The sequence below is a fragment of the Proteiniborus sp. MB09-C3 genome, from assembly GCF_030263895.1.
Classification (GTDB): domain Bacteria; phylum Bacillota; class Clostridia; order Tissierellales; family Proteiniboraceae; genus Proteiniborus.
In genome coordinates, this window is the sequence record NZ_CP127161.1 from 978,901 (window position 1) to 996,654 (window position 17,754).

Consider the following 17,754-nt stretch of genomic DNA (forward strand, 5'->3'; position numbering starts at 1 on the left):
ACTAAATTTGATTATAGGAAGGGAATTCTACTAATGTACACAATAATAGATATAATAGACAAGATAATTGAAATCGAAAAAAAAGCCCTAGAATTTTATAAAATGCTTCAGAAAAACCCTAACATAAACGAGCGTGTGAGGCTAGCTGCTGGTGTATTTGTGAGAGAAGAAGGAAGGCATATAGAAATATATGAAAGTATAAAAAAAGATGTATCAGATTTTAGGGACATACAGATTGATTTTGATGTTTATGATTCAATATCAAAGATTGTTTTAGAATTTAGAAGAAGCTTAGTTCATTCTCAGGCAGATGATGTTCAAAAACTTCTGGCTGGAGCCTTAGATTTTGAACAAAAAAACTTAGCTCTTGTCATTAGAATACAGGGGCTGCTTGTCAGAAAAAAAGAGGATGCTGAAACAAATAGCTACAAGGCACTAACTAGAATCATACATGAAGAAGAAGGACATATTAAAATGATAGAAACTTTTTTAAGATAGCTCGTGGTCTAAAAAGAATCCTGTTGATAAAAGGATTCTTTTTTTATGGAAAATAAACGAAATTTGTAGTAAAATATACATGTCCTAGATAAGATTATGGTTGACTACATAGAGAGGAAGATATATAGCTATGCTTGAAGTATTATTAGTTTTAATTATTATTGTTGCATTATTGATTGTAATTATAGCAAGACAACGGAAGCGTAATGGTGAAAAATACATTGAAGACCAGCTTACTAAACAGGATAAGTATGATGCATTAACAGGCCTTCCAAATGAAAAACATTTAAATGAGTTTTTAGCAAAGAAAATAGAATCAAAAATGGCAGGAGATAAAAAACAGTTCTTGATATCTATTAGAGTAACAAACTATAATGAAATCGTTGCTGGTTATGGATATAGATTAATGGATGAAGTTATAATTAGTATGGTTAGAAGAATTGAACTAATTTTCAATGGAATAGGCAAATTATTTAGAAGTGGCAAGGAAGAATTTATTGTATTAGTAAATATGGACGAGGATATACATAATTTGGATTCCATTATTGAATCACTAAATGAGACAATTAGTATTGGCTTTAACACTGAGGCAGGAATAATATTTATAAATATGGCAATGGGAATACTATCTATTACAAACAAGTATAATAATGTTAATAAAATGATTAATGATTTAATCCTATCAACAGATTGGGCAGAAAAAAGTGATAATGCAAATTATGTATATTATAGTGAAAGCATAAGGGAAAAGCTGAGAAAAGATGTTAAATTAGAAACTCTATTGAGAGCTGCAATTGATAATATGGAGCTAAGTCTCTTATATCAACCGCAAATTGATCCCAAAACCAACAAAATGGTAGGTGTAGAGGCTTTACTAAGGTGGGATAATGACGAACTTGGACAAATACCACCTTTTGTATTTATACCTATTGCTGAAAAAATAGGTGTTATAAATGACATAAGTAATTGGGTTATTAAGGAAGCATGTAAACAAAATAAGAAATGGCAGGAAAAAGGATTACCTAAAATCCCTGTTTCTGTGAACTTATCTCCTGTTCAATTTAAGGATAATAAAATTAGCGATGAGATTAGAGAAATATTAGAGGAATGTGAGCTGGAAGGGAAATATTTAGGCATTGAAATAACAGAAGGGACATTAGTAGAGAACAGACAGGATATAAATGAGAAGCTTTGTTCATTAAAAGCTATGGGGATTTCAATATCTATTGATGACTTTGGCACAGGGTATTCATCATTAGGATATCTTAGAGAGTTAGCATTTGATAATATTAAAATAGATAGAGAATTTATTAAAGATTATCCAGATAATGATGATGGAGTAATTGCTAAAATAATACTTAGCCTTTCTCGTGAGCTTAAGATAAACTCAGTAGCTGAAGGTGTTGAAACAAAAGAACAGCTTGACTTTATAATGAATAATGGTGGCGATTTCATTCAAGGGTATTATTATAGTCCACCAGTTTCAGCAGGAAAAATTGAAGAACTTTTGACGAAGAAAAACGAGAGCGCTTAATCCTCTCGTTTTCTATGATTACTTAATTAATCGGTGGAGGGATACTAATGGTAAAGGAACTTTTAAAGGCCTTTTTCTTTATTTTCGTAGCAGAGATGGGAGACAAGACTCAAATATTAGCTATGACATTTGCAACACAATATAGGGTACAGAAGGTTTTACTAGGGGTGCTAATTGGGTCTGCATTAAATCATGGTATTGCCATAGCTTTAGGTTCTTATTTGTCGAATGTTATTCCGTTAGATAATATACAAATGGCCGCAGGGATATTATTTATTGCATTTGGCCTATGGACTTTGAGAAGTGAAGATGATGAAGAGAAAAAAGATAATAAAAAAAGCTTTGGTCCAGTTTTAACTGTAGCCTTAGCATTTTTTGTGGGAGAACTAGGTGATAAAACTCAGCTTACAGCCATGACATTAGCTACAGATGCAGTTCATCCCGTATTTATACTGTTTGGAACAGTGTTGGGAATGTTGGCTACAAGCAGTCTAGGGATATTTGTTGGAAGTATAATTGGAGAGAAGGTCCCTGAGTTTGGAATCAAAATTGCTTCATCTGGAATATTCTTATTTTTTGGTACTTTAAAGCTCTTTCAAACAGTTCCTCCAAAGTATATAACCGTAATCAATATTATTTTTTATTTTATACTTTTATCTGTGTCAGTTTATCTACTGTTAAAACCAACATTAAAATCAAGAAGTGCAGGAAAAAGACTTCCTATGCAGGAGGCAGCTGCTGCTCTTTATATTCAAGCAAATGAAATAAAAGAAGCTGTTGAGAATATATGTTTGGGAGAATCTCAATGTAAAGAGTGTATGGAAGGTAAGTGCCTTATTGGTTTCACAAAAAAAGCTTTGAAATCTGCTACAGAGGAAGGAACATATATATTACCATCTGAATGGGAAAACATGCCAAATTATAATTCAAAGAATTTTGAACAGGGAAAAGTAATTGAGGCCTTAGCACTAACTATATCTCATTTAATAAAGTATAGTTATAGTTCAGATGAAAATTATGTAGTGAGCAAAGTGAGACAGGCTTTGGAAATCATAGCATTTGGCGAGCCACTTCCTTTTGATGGAAATATAAAAAGATATTATAAGACTATGAAGAAAAGAAATGAAAGACTTTATATTAGAATAAGACAGAGGGTTGAAGAAATAAATTAAGAAAATAAAAGCAAAATTAATATACATTTATGCAGGTAAAAACCTCAATATATATTATGTTTAAAAAGATATCATTAGGGAATAAATATATCAAAGAATATTATATCTAAACATAAGGAGGAAAATAGATGGAAAGAATAGTTGGAAGACCTGCACCAGAATTTACTATGCCGGCAGTAATGATTAACGGTGAAGATTTTGGAGAAGTTAAGCTAAATGACTATAAAGGCAAATGGTTAGTAATGTTTTTCTACCCACTTGATTTTACTTTTGTTTGCCCTACAGAGATAAAAGCCTATAGTGATAAGTTTGAAAAATTTAAGGCAGCAGGAGCGGAAGTGCTAGCAGTAAGTACAGATAGTGAACATTCACATAAAGCTTGGATAAAGGGAGATTTAGGTCAATTAAGATTTCCTTTAGCTTCTGATAGGACAAAGTCTACAGCTAGGGACTATGGAGTTCTTATAGAAGAAGAAGGCATAGCTTTAAGAGGGCTATTTATCATTGATCCAGAAGGGGTAGTCAGATACTCTGTGGTTCATGACCTTGGAATAGGAAGAAGCGTAGAAGAAACATTACGTGTACTAAAAGCATTGCAGGCAGGGGGACTATGTCCTGTGGACTGGAATGAAGGAGATGAACTATTATAGCAATCTACACTTTGCATAGGCATTGCTATAAATAAAAATATAAATAAAAGTAAATTTAGCAAATATAGCAGGGAACTTATTCTCTGCTATTATTTTTGCTATCAATGAAGTAAAATAAGAAATATGATAGTATGATAATGAGGTGGTTTAATGGATATTTTTTATGTTGAACAGATGTTTAAAGAGCGTAAAGGAAAGCCCTTGGAGCTAGAAAATAATTATGCTGTGCTTTTACCACTGATAAATATAGACGGGAAATGGAATGTTTTGTTTGAGGTTCGTTCAGAAAAACTAGACAGGCAACCAAATGAGATATCATTTCCAGGGGGGAAAATAGAAGAAAAAGAGACATTTAGAGAAGGTGCCATTAGAGAGACTTGCGAAGAGCTAAATATTGAGCCTGATAATATAGCTTTATTAGGAGAGCTAGACTATATAGTATCTGTAAATAGTGCCATATATGGTTTTGTAGGGATACTTGAGAACCTTGATGTAGATTATATTCAGTATAGTGAAAATGAAGTAGACCATGTATTTACAGTACCCTTGGACTTTTTTCTAAATAATGAACCGGAAACACATTATACAAGGCTAGAGGTTACTCCTAATGAGAATTTTCCCTACCATCTAATACAAAATGGCAGAGGCTATAATTGGAATAAGGGCAGTCAAGCTGTGCATTTTTATGTCTATGGGGATTATGTAATATGGGGTATGACTGCTAGATTTATTAAAAACTTTGTTAATATAGTCAAAAAAGATATAAAATAAAAAGCAAGTGAGCTTACTTGCTTTTTAAAAATCAAATACAAAGTGAAGAGATTCAATGTATAATTATAAAACCTTTGTATAGTTATTATAAGAGATTATTCAAACTGTTTTCCAGCCAAGCTATTATGTTATTTTTGTTTTTGTTAACCTCGGGAATTGCTTCCCAGGCTTCTATAAAGAGGTCGTTTATAGATTTCACAATAACAGGCTCATTGATTAGAAAACTAAAAGATGATTTTTGATTTTTTAATACATTTGAATATGTATTTTCTAAAGGATTTATTGTACTAATGAGTAAAGAACTTATTCCCTTAGTTTCAAAGCAAAAACCTGGCAATATATTTTTGCTTTTTTTGCTTATTAATGCAATTTCATAATTATCATATTTTTTTAATAAATATATGATGTTATTGATGTACTCAATAATATCATTTTGATCTAATTTAGACTTTAACTGAACATGATATCCATCGACTAATAGAAAATCTCTTTTAGCTATTAAATTTTCTATGTCTTCTCTTATGTAAATATTCTTGTATAAGCAGTTTTTTTTGCCAAAATCAAATGTCTGCAAGCTATTATTTTGATATCTGACTTTCTTTTCAAATTCTGTTTTTGTTGGACTAGACATTCTAAGGTATTTTTCATAAAGTCCTGTAGGCATAGTTAATGAATCAATACTGTTACTATAGAGGTATCTATTTCCTAATCTATTTAAATTTTCTGCTTTGCTTTTACAGAAGAAAATATCTCTGCTATTAAAGCGGTCCACTATTAATGGCGAATAATAAGCAATGGACTTATAATAATAATATAAAAGCATGTTGATGGCTTTTTGATTTTTGAAGTAAAAAGCGCTATCAAAAGAATAACCTATGTAATCTAAGAAGCATAAACATACTATAGCGCCAATTTCAGGGACAATAATGACATCAGTCCCTCTAATATGGGGACTGCTCTCCTTAAAATAAAAAATTTTGAAATTTTCATATTTAGCGAACTTTTGAATAAATTTTATGGTTTTTATATTACTTTTTTTATCGTCTCTTAATAGCAAAGAGATAACTATTTTCCAATCATTCTCTAGAACTTTTATAAAATATTTTTCTATAAGATTAGAAAAAACTTGATTGTATAGAAAAAGCTCTACACCATTATTTAATGTTATAAGAATAGGCTCTGAATGCCTTCCATTCATTTTAGAAGCTTTATAAAGTATATCTGCAACACTAGATAAGACATATTGCTCTCCAACTATAACGCACTCATTACATGACCAGTAGCTATGCATATTGATTTTATCTTCGCTGGATAGGGTATTATCACCACTTGCTAGAATAAACTCCTTTTCCGAGAAGCCTGTCCCAAAATATGGTGAATTAGTTTTATCTTCAGTATTTTTTTTATTCGCAATAGAATATTCTTGGCCAACTAAAAGAATATTTTCTAATATGTCTTCTATCTTTTTGAATTTATCATTTTTCTTATTTCTATTAAGCATATGTATTGCCTCTGTGATGCTTTGCTTCTGTTGGACATTTGTTATGCTGTTCGAAATAAATTTAGCTATATTCTGAATATGATTAGAATTATAAGAAGGAACTCTTTTGTTATTTACCCATCTGCTCACTAAAGAAGGGTCCACATTTATTCCTCTGGCTAATTGATTATAGGTCATATTTAGCGAGGAGAGTATAATTCTTAAACATTCCCCAAATTCTAAAATACTTTTCATAAAACTACCCCCAATATAATCTTTAAATGCATAATGGCTACTTTTAATAACTACACCTATTCAACTTAAAAAACATTTAAAAGACAATAAATTGTCATTGACAAAAACATGACATGTAGGGAAAAGTCATATTTCTTTGTGCTAATATTAGACGTATATCTGACAATATCTAGATTATTCTCCAAAATTCGCATAGCCATTTTATTATCGACTAATCGTAACATAAAAACATATTATTAATCAAAGAACAGATATAATATATTTTATACGAAAATTACATCAATACCTAATGACAAATATATACTTCTAGGGGGCATGCAAAGTGAAGCAAGAAAGAATAAAAAACACAAAATTATTTAATTTTAAAAGTCTAAATACTAAAATAACTCTAGTATTGACACTATCGATATTTATCATATGCATGAGTTTGACATCAATGTCATATTTTAATGCAAGTAAGGCTCTATTAAAGGAAGCAAATGATAATTTAATTCAGATAGCGCGAAGCACTGCAAAATATGTAGAGGCTTCTGTTTCAAAGGATATAGATTCATTAAATCGTACAGTGGAGGATATTCAATATGCGAAAACTGGATATGCATTTATTATAGATAAAGAGGGTAATATTATAGCTCATCCAGATAATAATCTAATTATGTCAGAGAAATTAAAGTATGAAAATATAAAAGATGATCCCCAATATAAATCATTAGAAGCTCTTTACAGGAAGATGATGGCTGGTGAGACAGGGGAAGCCGAATATATTTTTGAAGGAGTAAAAAAGTTAAATGGATATGCTCCTATTGGTAGTACAGGCTGGTCTATTGCAGTAACTGCACCTGAGGATGAAATATTAGAAGGATTAAAGAACTTTGGAAATTCAAGTGTAATTATTGGCATTATAGCAATAATCATAGGTATAATAATTTCTTCAATAATTGGTACTTCTATATCGAAGCCTATAATAGCAATAACAAAACGTGCTGAAAGCATTGCAGATTTAGATCTTAGTGTAGATGTTGATAGCAATTATCTAAATCGAAATGATGAAATAGGGAGAATAGCAACATCCTTCCAGACTATTTTAGATAATCTAAGAAAATTCATATCCAATGTTATGAGTTCTGCAGAACAGGTTGCAGCATCTTCAGAAGAATTAACTGCAATTTCTGAGCAATCAGCAATGGCCTCTCAAAGCGTGGCTGACTCATCTACAGAAGTAGCACATAATTCAGAAGAACAGCTAAAGGAGATATTAGAGGTTACATCTTCTATGGAACAGATATCTGCAAGTGTTCAAGAAGTATATAGCAATACAGAGGAGATCAATAATTTGAGTAAGGAGGCCTTCAAGCAATCAGGCAAAGGAAAAGGTGACATAAAGGAAGTTGCTTCTCAAATGAATAGTATAGCCAAGAGTACAGATAATGTTAAAGAATCACTTGAGGAAGTCATTAACAGTTCAAAGAAGATGAATGATATGACAAATTTAATACAGAGTATAGCAGAGCAGACAAATTTACTATCATTGAATGCAGCAATAGAAGCTGCAAGAGCTGGAGATCAGGGAAGAGGCTTTGCAGTAGTAGCAGAGGAAGTCAGAAAATTGGCAGAAGAATCGCAGAAGGCAACAGAAGATATACAACAACTGATAATGAGCAATGATAAAATAATTCAGAGAGCTAACATAGTTATGGAAAAAGGCCTGAATAACGTCAGCAAGGGAATTGATACAGTCAATGTTACTGAGAAAACCTTTGAAAGCATTGCAGAGCTTATCGAAAGAGTTAGTGAACAGATTAGCTTCATAGCCGAGTCTATAAGCCAGGTGGCTAAGGGAAGTGAGAATGTAGTATCATCTTCTACTCAATTAGAGAATATGAGCAAGGAAGTGTCAGGACAAATACAGAACGTATCAGCTGCAACAGAAGAGCAGACAGCATCTATGGAAGAAATAGCTTCAGCCAGTCAAAGTTTGGCTAAGCTAGCAGAAGAACTACAGCAAAGTATTGCTCGAGTCAAGTTATAGAAAATATTAAAAGCAAAAAAGTTAGAAGTTTCACAAGTGTTTTTTTGTTGAAGCTTCTAACTTTTTTAGTTTATACAATTATTTTTTTATAAGCTAGACTTGGCTTTCATCATGCATTGTTTGCAATCTTTTCAATTCAAGTATAATAAAAGTACTTGTTAGCAGAAAAGAGAAAAAGTCAGCAGTTGGACCAGCCATCCATACACCATTTAAACCAAAGAAACGAGGCAATATCAATATAGCTGGAATGAGCATCAAAACCTGCCTAGATAAGCTAAGGAGCATAGACTGCTTTGGCTTGCCTGTGGCCTGAAAGTAGTTTGAGCTAACAATTTGGAATCCAATAATAGGAAGCATAGTAAAGAAAATTTTCATTCCATTAGCTCCAATACTTATAAGCTCCTTGTCCTTGCTGTTAAACAATGCTACAAGCTGTGCAGGGAATAGCCTAGTAACGATAAAACCAATTATTGTAAAGGACGTTGCTGCCATAATCGCAAGCATCAAAGCCTTTTTAACCCTATCATATTTTTTTGCTCCATAGTTAAAGCCTATGATAGGCTGAGAACCTTGATTAATCCCAAATATGGGCATTAACAATATTGTTGAAAAGCTGTTTATCGCTCCATAGGCTGAAATAGCCAAATCTCCCCCATAAGTCTTGAGACTATGGTTTAGGAGTGTAGTTATTCCACTTGCTGCTACTTGCATTGCAAAAGGAGCAGAACCAATAGCAAGTATACCTTTTACCGTTGATAAATTCAATTTCCAGTTTTCTTTTTTTACTTCAAGGGAACTTTTATTCCTAAAAAAATAACTTAATACCCATGCAGCAGAAACTGCTTGAGAAATAATAGTAGCCAATGCTGCCCCCTTAATCCCCATATTAAATACTATGATAAAAATTGGATCGAGTATTGTGTTAAGTATAGCTCCTATAAGCATTGTAGACATAGCTCTTCTAGGATTTCCTTCTGCACGAATAAAATTATTCATTCCAAATCCTATAGTTTGAAAGACTGCGCCAAATAATATTATGCTTAAATACTCCCTTGAATAAGGTAAAACCTGTGGACTTGCTCCAAAGAGCTTAAGCAATGGATCCAAAAATACTAAACCAAGAATAGAAATAGATGCTGAGAATATTACTAACAAAACCATTGCATTTCCTAGTATAAGCTCCGCTTCTTCTTTTTTTCCTTCTCCTAATCTTATGGATATTAGTGAAGTACCTCCTATACCCACGAGCATACCAAAAGCCATAATAATAATCATAATTGGAAAGGCTATAGTAACACCTGCCAAACCTAGAGAATCAACAAAATTTCCTATAAAAATCCTATCTACTATATTATATAAGGCATTAACTATCATACCTACAATGGCTGGGATAGAAAATTTAAGTAATAATTTCCCTATTTTCTCTTCACCTAATAATTGTGCTCTATCCATTTACTACCTCCTATACTGTTATTTTTATACGCTTCAATTATTAAAATTCTATTGATTTTCCTTTAGTATGTCAATAGGCATTTGTTTTTTACCAATATTATATGGAAAATAGTGCACTTATATGGTAATATGAACATATAATTACTAGACTTGTTACACATCAAAGACTATAAAGCTTTACCAAGGGGATTTGGTGTTATATATTTTTCAAAAAAGTGTTAGAATGCCTACAAAAAGGGTATAAATCAACAATAGCTGACTTACATAGAGAAAAAAATAACAGGAGGAATTTATATGAAACAAGAGAAAATTAGGGGTAAAAAATCCTTTAGCCTCAATAACTTGCAAATTAAAATGACCTTTATATTAATCATATTAACATTGGTTATATGCATAAGCCTAGGGTTACCATCCTATCTGAATGCAAAGAAAGCTTTGCTTAAGAATACAGAGGATAATTTAATTCAATTGGCTAAAAGTGCTGCTAATTATGCAGAGCTTAGTATTATAAAAGACTCAGGCTCATTAGATCATGCAATTTCCGATATTAAATATGCACAAACTGGTTATGCCTTTATTATAGATAAGGAGGGCAATATTGCTGCTCATCCAGACGAAAGCCTAATTATGTCAGATAAATTAAAATATGAAAACATAAAAAATGATTCTAATTATAAATCCCTAGCTGTTCTTTTTAAAAAAATGATGGCTGGAGAAACAGGACAAGCCTCATATATATTTGAAGGCATCAACAAGTTAAATGGATATGCTCCTATAGGAGAAACAGGACTTTCTATTGCAGTAACTGCACCAGAAAATGAGGTATTAAAAGAGCTGAACAATTTAAGGTATTTAACTATTATAATAATTGTTATATCAGCAATTGTAGCCGTAATAGTTTCATCAATAATCAGTAGATACATATCAAAACCTATAGAAATGGTAACTAAACGTGCTGGAGGAATTGCAAATTTAGATTTTAGTATAAATATAGAGGATAAGTTCCTAAACCGAAAAGATGAAATTGGAGTAATTTCGTCATCTTTGCAAACTATACTAGAGAATTTCAAGGGATTTGTGACTAATGTTACATTTTTATCTGAACAGGTAGCAGCTTCTTCTGAGGAACTAACTGCAACCTCTGAGGAATCTGCAATGGCTGCTGAAAGTATAGCTAATTCATCTATAGAAGTAGCACAGAATTCAGAAAAGCAGTTAAGAGAAATTTTGAACATTACTTCCTCAATGGAGCAAATATCTGCAAGTATTCAAGAAATTTACAGTAATTCAGAGGAAATCAACAGTCTAAGCAATGATGCCTTTGAGCAAACAAATGTTGGGAAAAAAGATATAAAAGAAGTAATTTCTCAAATGAATAATATATCTAAAAGCACAAATCATGTTAAAGAATCATTAGCTGAGGTTACCAATAGCTCGAAAAAGATGGAAAACATGACTAACTTGATTCAAAGTATAGCAGAACAGACAAATCTGTTAGCGCTAAATGCTGCCATAGAAGCAGCAAGGGCAGGAGATCAAGGTCGGGGATTTGCTGTAGTTGCAGAGGAAGTTAGAAAGCTAGCAGAAGAATCTCAAAAAGCAACTGAAGACATATATCAATTGATAGTGAATAATGACGAAATCATAAAAAAAGCGAATTTAGCTATGGAAGAGGGCATGACTAATGTCAATAAGGGAATAGATATAGTCAATACTACAGAAAAGTCCTTCGAAAATATTGCTGACTTAGTAAACAAGGTAAATGACCAAATTAGTATCATAGCTGAATCTATAAATCAAGTAGCTAAGGGAAGTGAGCATGTAGTTTCATCCTCTGCTCAGGTTGAAATCATAAGCAAGGAAGTATCAGGGCAAATACAAAATGTATCATCTGCCACAGAGAAGCAAACTGCATCTATGGAAGAAATAGCTTCAACCAGCAACGACTTAGCAAGATTAGCCGAAGAGCTTCATCAAAATATAGCACAAATCAAAATGTAAAAATGACAGGGAGCTTCCCTGTCATTTTCTTATGACCTAACCCAATTTTCCGAATGTTTTATACTAGCTTTATTTGATGATAAACTTTTTTCCCTTTTCTAACAATTAATTTATCATCTTGGAAATCATTTAAGGTGATTATTGTACTCGGATCATTTATTTGATTATCATCAATAGATATTCCGCCTTGAGTGATTAGTCTTCTTGCCTCGCCATTAGATTTTGTAAGTCCAACCTGAGTTAAAAGATTTAAAATTCCTATGCCTTCAATAAAAGTGGATCTTTCAAGCTCAGTTGTAGGCATAGATTCTAAATCACCACCACTACCGAATAGGGCTGCCGATGCTTCTTCAGCCTTTCGTGCTTCTTCTTCACCATGAACGAGTTTAGTTACTTCAAATGCTAATGCCTTTTTTGCTTCATTAATTTCAGCTCCTTCAAGAGCAGAAAGTCTTTTAACCTCATCCATTGGTATAAATGTTAGAAGTCTTAGGCATTGATTAACTTCAGCATCATCGACATTTCTCCAATATTGGTAGAACTCATAAGGAGAGGTTTTTTCTGGGTCTAGCCATACAGCTCCCTTTGCTGTTTTACCCATCTTATTTCCCTCACTATTTGTAAGAAGAGTACATGTCATGGCATATGCTTGCTTACCAGTTTTTCTTCTTATTAGCTCCATACCTGCAATCATATTAGACCACTGATCATTTCCTCCTAATTGCATTTTACATCCGTATTTTTCGTTTAATACATAGAAGTCGTATCCTTGCATCAACATATAGTTAAATTCTAAAAACGACAATCCTTTTTCTAATCTTTGTTTAAAGCATTCAGCAGTTAACATCCTATTTACAGAAAAGTGAGTTCCTACTTCTCTTAAGAAGTCAACATAGTTTAAATCCAATAGCCAATCAGCATTGTTGACTATCAAAGCTCTATCATTGCTAAAATCAATGAATTTTCCTAATTGCTCTTTTATACAGCTTACATTATGTTCAATTTTTTCTTTAGTAAGCATTTGTCTCATATCAGTTCTTCCTGATGGATCGCCTATCATAGCAGTACCGCCACCAACTAAGGCTATAGGCCTATGGCCTCCTCTCTGCATGTGAGCCATGAACATCATCGCTATAAAATGTCCTACGTGCAAGCTATCTGCAGTAGGGTCAAATCCTATATAAAATGTAACAGACTCTTTTCCTAAAAGCTCTCTGATTTCTTCCTCATGAGTTGTTTGTGCTATATATCCTCTTTCCTGTAAAATATCAAATACATTCATTATATTTCCTCCTTTAACTAATAATTTTAAAAATAAAAAAGGGCTTTCTCGAGTCCTGTAAGGACGAGAAAACCCGTGGTACCACCTTAATTTACATCAAAAGATGCCTTATAGTCATTATATCGTATGACATACGCAATACTTTCATATTGAGACTCCAGAGTGTAATTCATGCTTTATGGATTGAAGGCTTTTCACCAACCAGCCTACTCTCTAATAATAACCATAAAGTACTACTAATTCCTTCATAGCCTGTAACTATATGATTTGAAGTATATGATAATTCTTTTTTTACTGATTGTCAAGAGTATTATTAAAAAAGAATCCTTAAATCTAAGGATTCTCTCTTTAAATCTCTATTATTCAATAACTAGATTAGCAGAATTTTCCCACAAGCCATGAATATTACAATAGCTCATAGTATGAACAGTACCTGATTTACCAGCTCTCATTTTAGTAACTACTACAGGCTCATTAAATACTTCTCCTTCACCATGAGCAGAAAAGTTAAAACTACCTACTTCTATAGGGAATTTTGCGCCTTCAGGATGGAAAAATACCTTTATCCAAGAAATATGATGCTCAAGAGTATTAGGATGACTAATTTCTTCACCTACTAAAACCTTGATTTCTATTTCTTCTCCTGCCTTTACCTTCTCAGGAATATGTATTACTGGAACGTGTTTTTCACCTTTCCAATCTCCAGATTGTAAAAATTTACCTAAGCTTTGCATATACTTACCTCCTAATTATTATAATGTATTCATAAACTAAGACTTGGTTCAAAGGGAATTTTATTTTCCTCTGAACCCAAAGTCGTGTTATCCAAGAACTATGCAATTCTCATCTTTCATTTAGGAAAGTGAAAGATGAAAAATTGTAAGATATGGGATAAAAATAAAAACTTTATTGACTCATAGTATTACCTTTTTAAATGCAAATTAGTTGAAAGTTATTAACGTCTATCTAATAGATATTATCTGTACACTAACAATATACCCAGCTATTTTTAGATGAAACAAAAAAATAAAAATGTTAAGTAAAGGCTATAAGTGTATCGACAAATAAATTTATGTTATAATATAAACTAAAATTACTATAACAGCTGGCACAACAGATTAATTAGTAAAGGTGGCCTATTAATTGAAAATTAAAGCGGCGATTTTCTTACTGATAATATTCTTATCCTTTAGTTTAGTTTCCTATTGTACAGATGCTGAGAAGCTTTTAATAATTGGTGGAGAAGCCAATTATCCTCCATTTGAATTTGTAGACGACGATGGTGAATACAGAGGATTTAATGTGGATTTGATGAAGGCTCTTTCATTGGAAATGGGAGTGGAAATAAAGCTAGTGCCAATGGACTGGGTAGATGCGCATATTTCTTTGCAAAATGGGAGCATAGATGCAATACAGGGCATGAACTATAATGAAGCTAGACGAACTCTGTACGATTTTTCTGATGAGTATTTAATAAATTCTCTTGCTTGTTTTGTAAGAGAAGATGAATCTCAAATATTTGGAATTGATAATCTAAAAGGACATAGGGTTGCTGTTCAAAGAAGCGATTTTGCAGCATATGCTCTTGCTGATATTGGAGAAATAGAAGTTGTATTTTTTTCGGATTTGAATGAAGCGTTTAAAACTCTTTTAAATAGAGAAGTCGATGCAGTTCTGGGAAACAAATTAACTGGGCAATACATACTCCGAAACAATAAAGATATAAAGAGTATCAAGATTGTAGGTAATGAGATCAATTTTACATTCTATGGAATGGCTTTTAAGAAAGGTAACGATGAGCTGGTTGGTGAATTTAATAGGGCTCTAAAAAGCTTAAAAAAACAAGGCACATACAATAAAATATATGAAAAATGGTTTGGAGAAGATTTAAATCCAATTTGGAAATATACCAGATATATAGTCGGTACAATTTCTGTTATTGCATTTATAGTATTTCTAATTGTTGTTCTATTTATTAAAATTAATAATGCATTAAAAAAAGAGGTAGAGCAAAGAACTCTTGAACTCACTGTAGCGAACTCACAATTAAAACGAAATCAGCAGATTATTAAAGAAAGTAATAAATATAAAGAACAAATATTAAATGGAATTGGTAATGGACTAATAACATTTGATAATAGGGGAGTTATTACAACAATAAATAAGAGCTGTGAGAATCTATTGAATATAGAGGAAAAGGATTTCATAGGCAAACATATTGATAAGACAGACCTTAATAAATATTTTGATATTGATAAGATAAAGGACTGTTTAAAATCAGAAAGACATTTTAACTATCAGGAAAAGAGACTTTTATTAAATAATAAAGAAATAACTATATCATATATTTTAAGACCTTTATTTAATTTGAACAATGAAAATATTGGGGCTGTAATGACATTCAACGATATAACAGAGCTTAATGTTCTTAGGAAAAGGCTTGCAGAAAATGATAAAATGAATTCATTAGGTATTGTTGTATCAGGAATATCGCATGAAATAAGAAATCCGCTTACAACGATAAAGACATATATTGATCTTCTGCCACTTAAGTATGACAATAGGGAGTTTAGAGAAAAGATAACCACACAGGTACCTATAGAGATATCTAGACTCAATGACTTGCTTTCTGACTTGATAAACTTTTCTAAACCCAAAAAGCTTAAGAAAGAAAAATTTGATTTAGTTCAGCTAGTGAACCATGTAATAGATATTTTTGCTGTTGAGATGAGGAAAAAGCAAATAAGCTTTAACTATCTAGACGAAGCAGAAAAGTTTTTATATGCAGATAAGCAACAAATTATGCAAATAATAATTAATATTCTACTTAACAGTATAGATGCTATTGAGGAGAATGGGAGTATATCTATTGGTATAGATGACTCTCAAGGAGATATCATTGTGAGTATATTAGATGATGGACCTGGTATTAGGGAGGAAGACCTAAATAATCTGTTTGATCCTTTCTTTACTACAAAGCATTATGGGACAGGCTTAGGTTTAGCCATAAGCTATCAATATGCTAAGGATAATAATGCAAGCATTAGTATTACCAGTAAGCATGGTGAATGGACAAAGGTAAAATTAATCTTTTCTTTACAGGATAACATCTAAGGAAGGAGAGAATCATTGTGGAAAAGATATTAATTCTAGATGATGAAAAGCATATTTGTGATTCTTTAGAGTTTGCTCTTGAAGACAATTATAATGTATATACTTCCCAAAGTGTTGAGCAGGCCATGGAAATACTAAGCAGTGAGGACATCAGCGTAGTTTTATTAGATTTAAAAATAGGAAAGTACGATGGAATACAAGTATTAAGGGATATAAAGAATAATAGAAGTGAGGTACAAGTTATTGTAATCACTGCATTTGGTACTATTCAATCGTCTATCAATGCAATAAAAGAAGGAGCATTTCATTATCTAACCAAGCCTTTAGATATGGAGGAACTATATCTATATATTGAAAAGGCAATTGACTATAAAAAGCTAAATTTCTCACTTAACAATCTAAAAAAGATAGTAAATGAAAGATATAGCTTTAAGGAAATAGTAGGGAGTTCAGAAAAATTAAAATTAATGCTTAAAAGAGTTGAAAAGGTAATTGATATTGATTCAACTGTCCTAATAATTGGCGAAAGTGGGACTGGGAAGGACTTAATAGCTAAAGCACTGCATTTTCAAAGTAATAGGAAGGACGGAAATTTTATAGTAGTAAATTGTGCTGCAATACCTGCCAACTTACTTGAAAGTGAATTATTTGGATACGAAAGAGGAGCATTTACAGGGGCAGATAAGAAGAAAGTAGGTAAGATACAGCTTGCCCATAATGGTACACTGTTTTTAGATGAAATTGCAGAAATGGATTTGCAGCTTCAGGCCAAGATATTGAGAACCGTTGAAGACATGGTGGTTACGCCATTAGGAGGCAATACACCTACTAAAATCAATGTAAGAATAGTGGCTGCTACGAACAAGAACCTAGAAGAAGAGGTTAAGAAGGGAAATTTCAGAGAGGATTTGTTTTATAGACTTAATGTCATAAAAATAGAAGTTCCTCCACTGAGAGAGCGTAAAGATGATGTACCTATTTTACTCAGCTATTTTTTAGATAAATACAATAAAAAGCTAAAGAAGGACATTGATGGATTTAGTGAAGAGGCCATACGGATTCTAAAGGAGTATAGTTTTCCTGGTAATGTGAGAGAGCTTGAGAATTTAGTTGAGATGCTAGTAGCCTTATCAGATAAAAATATTATTATGAGAGAAGATTTACCAAAAAGGTATTTCTATAATAGGGATCAAGGTATTGATGAAAATCATATTTGCATTAAGGTGGGAACTAGCTTAAAGGACATTGAAAAAGAAGTCATACTAAAAACCTTGGAGCATTATAATGGAAATCGACAAATTACAGCAGAGAGCTTGCAAATAAGTATCCGTAATCTTCAATATAAAATTAAGGAATATCAAATTTAAAATGAAAGCCTCCTGCAAAAATTGCACTTTAGTGCAAAATATGCAGGGAGCTTTTTTAATTTATATTACAAAAGTGGTTACTTTCAATGAAATTATTAGGCCATGCTTGGCATAACTATTGCAATATTATATATGGATTGCACTTAGCA

General features: G+C 32.1%; 13 protein-coding genes and 1 other annotated feature. Of the genes, 9 read left to right on the top strand and 4 right to left on the bottom strand.

Annotated features, from left to right (window positions below; translation table 11 throughout):
• Nucleotides 1-33 precede the first annotated feature (33 nt).
• The 5 genes from QO263_RS04655 (at nucleotide 34) to QO263_RS04675 (ending at nucleotide 4,625) form a co-directional block, all read left to right on the top strand.
• A complete protein-coding gene (locus QO263_RS04655) occupies nucleotides 34-498 on the top strand; it encodes a hypothetical protein (protein ID WP_285626960.1) in 465 nt (154 codons plus the stop codon).
• A 130-nt stretch (nucleotides 499-628) separates the two neighbouring features.
• A complete protein-coding gene (locus QO263_RS04660; RefSeq protein WP_285626962.1) occupies nucleotides 629-2,032 on the top strand; it encodes a putative bifunctional diguanylate cyclase/phosphodiesterase in 1,404 nt (467 codons plus the stop codon).
• 47 nt (nucleotides 2,033-2,079) lie between these two features.
• A complete protein-coding gene (locus QO263_RS04665) occupies nucleotides 2,080-3,204 on the top strand; it encodes a TMEM165/GDT1 family protein (protein WP_285626966.1) in 1,125 nt (374 codons plus the stop codon).
• A gap of 128 nt (nucleotides 3,205-3,332) precedes the next feature.
• Nucleotides 3,333-3,854, top strand: a complete 522-nt coding sequence (locus QO263_RS04670) for a peroxiredoxin (RefSeq protein ID WP_285626968.1) — start codon at nucleotides 3,333-3,335, stop codon at nucleotides 3,852-3,854.
• A gap of 150 nt (nucleotides 3,855-4,004) precedes the next feature.
• Nucleotides 4,005-4,625 carry an NUDIX hydrolase gene (locus QO263_RS04675; RefSeq protein WP_285626970.1) on the top strand — a complete coding sequence of 207 codons (621 nt, stop codon included), beginning with the start codon at nucleotides 4,005-4,007 and terminating at the stop codon, nucleotides 4,623-4,625.
• 85 nt (nucleotides 4,626-4,710) lie between these two features.
• Here the strand turns inward: QO263_RS04675 and QO263_RS04680 are convergent, their stop codons facing one another.
• Nucleotides 4,711-6,360 carry a helix-turn-helix domain-containing protein gene (locus QO263_RS04680; protein WP_285626974.1) on the bottom strand — a complete coding sequence of 550 codons (1,650 nt, stop codon included), beginning with the start codon at nucleotides 6,358-6,360 and terminating at the stop codon, nucleotides 4,711-4,713.
• Between the two features lie 322 nt (nucleotides 6,361-6,682).
• Between QO263_RS04680 and QO263_RS04685 the strand changes: the two genes are divergently transcribed.
• Nucleotides 6,683-8,389, top strand: coding sequence for a methyl-accepting chemotaxis protein (locus QO263_RS04685; protein ID WP_285626977.1), 1,707 nt, complete (start codon nucleotides 6,683-6,685; stop codon nucleotides 8,387-8,389).
• 93 nt (nucleotides 8,390-8,482) lie between these two features.
• On the opposite strand, the gene QO263_RS04690 is transcribed toward QO263_RS04685, so the two are convergent.
• On the bottom strand, nucleotides 8,483-9,841 hold the full coding sequence (locus tag QO263_RS04690) for an MATE family efflux transporter (protein ID WP_285626980.1): 1,359 nt from the start codon (nucleotides 9,839-9,841) through the stop codon (nucleotides 8,483-8,485).
• Nucleotides 9,842-10,135: 294 nt separating this feature from the next.
• Between QO263_RS04690 and QO263_RS04695 the strand changes: the two genes are divergently transcribed.
• Nucleotides 10,136-11,842 carry a methyl-accepting chemotaxis protein gene (locus QO263_RS04695; protein WP_285626983.1) on the top strand — a complete coding sequence of 569 codons (1,707 nt, stop codon included), beginning with the start codon at nucleotides 10,136-10,138 and terminating at the stop codon, nucleotides 11,840-11,842.
• 58 nt (nucleotides 11,843-11,900) lie between these two features.
• Here QO263_RS04695 and tyrS read toward each other — a convergent pair whose 3' ends face one another.
• Nucleotides 11,901-13,124 carry a tyrosine--tRNA ligase gene (tyrS, locus tag QO263_RS04700; protein ID WP_502928694.1) on the bottom strand — a complete coding sequence of 408 codons (1,224 nt, stop codon included), beginning with the start codon at nucleotides 13,122-13,124 and terminating at the stop codon, nucleotides 11,901-11,903.
• 56 nt (nucleotides 13,125-13,180) lie between these two features.
• Nucleotides 13,181-13,382 (bottom strand) — a binding site (T-box leader).
• A 101-nt stretch (nucleotides 13,383-13,483) separates the two neighbouring features.
• Nucleotides 13,484-13,858 carry a class II SORL domain-containing protein gene (locus QO263_RS04705; RefSeq protein WP_285626985.1) on the bottom strand — a complete coding sequence of 125 codons (375 nt, stop codon included), beginning with the start codon at nucleotides 13,856-13,858 and terminating at the stop codon, nucleotides 13,484-13,486.
• Nucleotides 13,859-14,267: 409 nt separating this feature from the next.
• Between QO263_RS04705 and QO263_RS04710 the strand changes: the two genes are divergently transcribed.
• Together QO263_RS04710 and QO263_RS04715 are read left to right on the top strand one after the other, a co-directional pair.
• The gene (locus QO263_RS04710) at nucleotides 14,268-16,238 is read left to right on the top strand and encodes a transporter substrate-binding domain-containing protein (RefSeq protein WP_285626987.1); all 1,971 of its coding nucleotides are present in this window, start codon (nucleotides 14,268-14,270) and stop codon (nucleotides 16,236-16,238) included.
• Between the two features lie 17 nt (nucleotides 16,239-16,255).
• The gene (locus tag QO263_RS04715) at nucleotides 16,256-17,605 is read left to right on the top strand and encodes a sigma-54-dependent transcriptional regulator (RefSeq protein WP_285626990.1); all 1,350 of its coding nucleotides are present in this window, start codon (nucleotides 16,256-16,258) and stop codon (nucleotides 17,603-17,605) included.
• Nucleotides 17,606-17,754 lie beyond the last annotated feature (149 nt).

Excerpts from the sequence above, each read along its gene's own strand:
- QO263_RS04655 (WP_285626960.1), top strand. The coding sequence starts at position 34 with ATGTACACAATAATAGATATAATAGACAAGATAATTGAAATCGAAAAA.
- QO263_RS04660 (WP_285626962.1), top strand. The coding sequence starts at position 629 with ATGCTTGAAGTATTATTAGTTTTAATTATTATTGTTGCATTATTGATT.
- QO263_RS04665 (WP_285626966.1), top strand. The coding sequence starts at position 2,080 with ATGGTAAAGGAACTTTTAAAGGCCTTTTTCTTTATTTTCGTAGCAGAG.
- QO263_RS04670 (WP_285626968.1), top strand. The coding sequence starts at position 3,333 with ATGGAAAGAATAGTTGGAAGACCTGCACCAGAATTTACTATGCCGGCA.
- QO263_RS04675 (WP_285626970.1), top strand. The coding sequence starts at position 4,005 with ATGGATATTTTTTATGTTGAACAGATGTTTAAAGAGCGTAAAGGAAAG.
- QO263_RS04680 (WP_285626974.1), bottom strand. The coding sequence starts at position 6,360 with ATGAAAAGTATTTTAGAATTTGGGGAATGTTTAAGAATTATACTCTCC.
- QO263_RS04690 (WP_285626980.1), bottom strand. The coding sequence starts at position 9,841 with ATGGATAGAGCACAATTATTAGGTGAAGAGAAAATAGGGAAATTATTA.
- QO263_RS04695 (WP_285626983.1), top strand. The coding sequence starts at position 10,136 with ATGAAACAAGAGAAAATTAGGGGTAAAAAATCCTTTAGCCTCAATAAC.
- tyrS (WP_502928694.1), bottom strand. The coding sequence starts at position 13,124 with ATGAATGTATTTGATATTTTACAGGAAAGAGGATATATAGCACAAACA.
- QO263_RS04705 (WP_285626985.1), bottom strand. The coding sequence starts at position 13,858 with ATGCAAAGCTTAGGTAAATTTTTACAATCTGGAGATTGGAAAGGTGAA.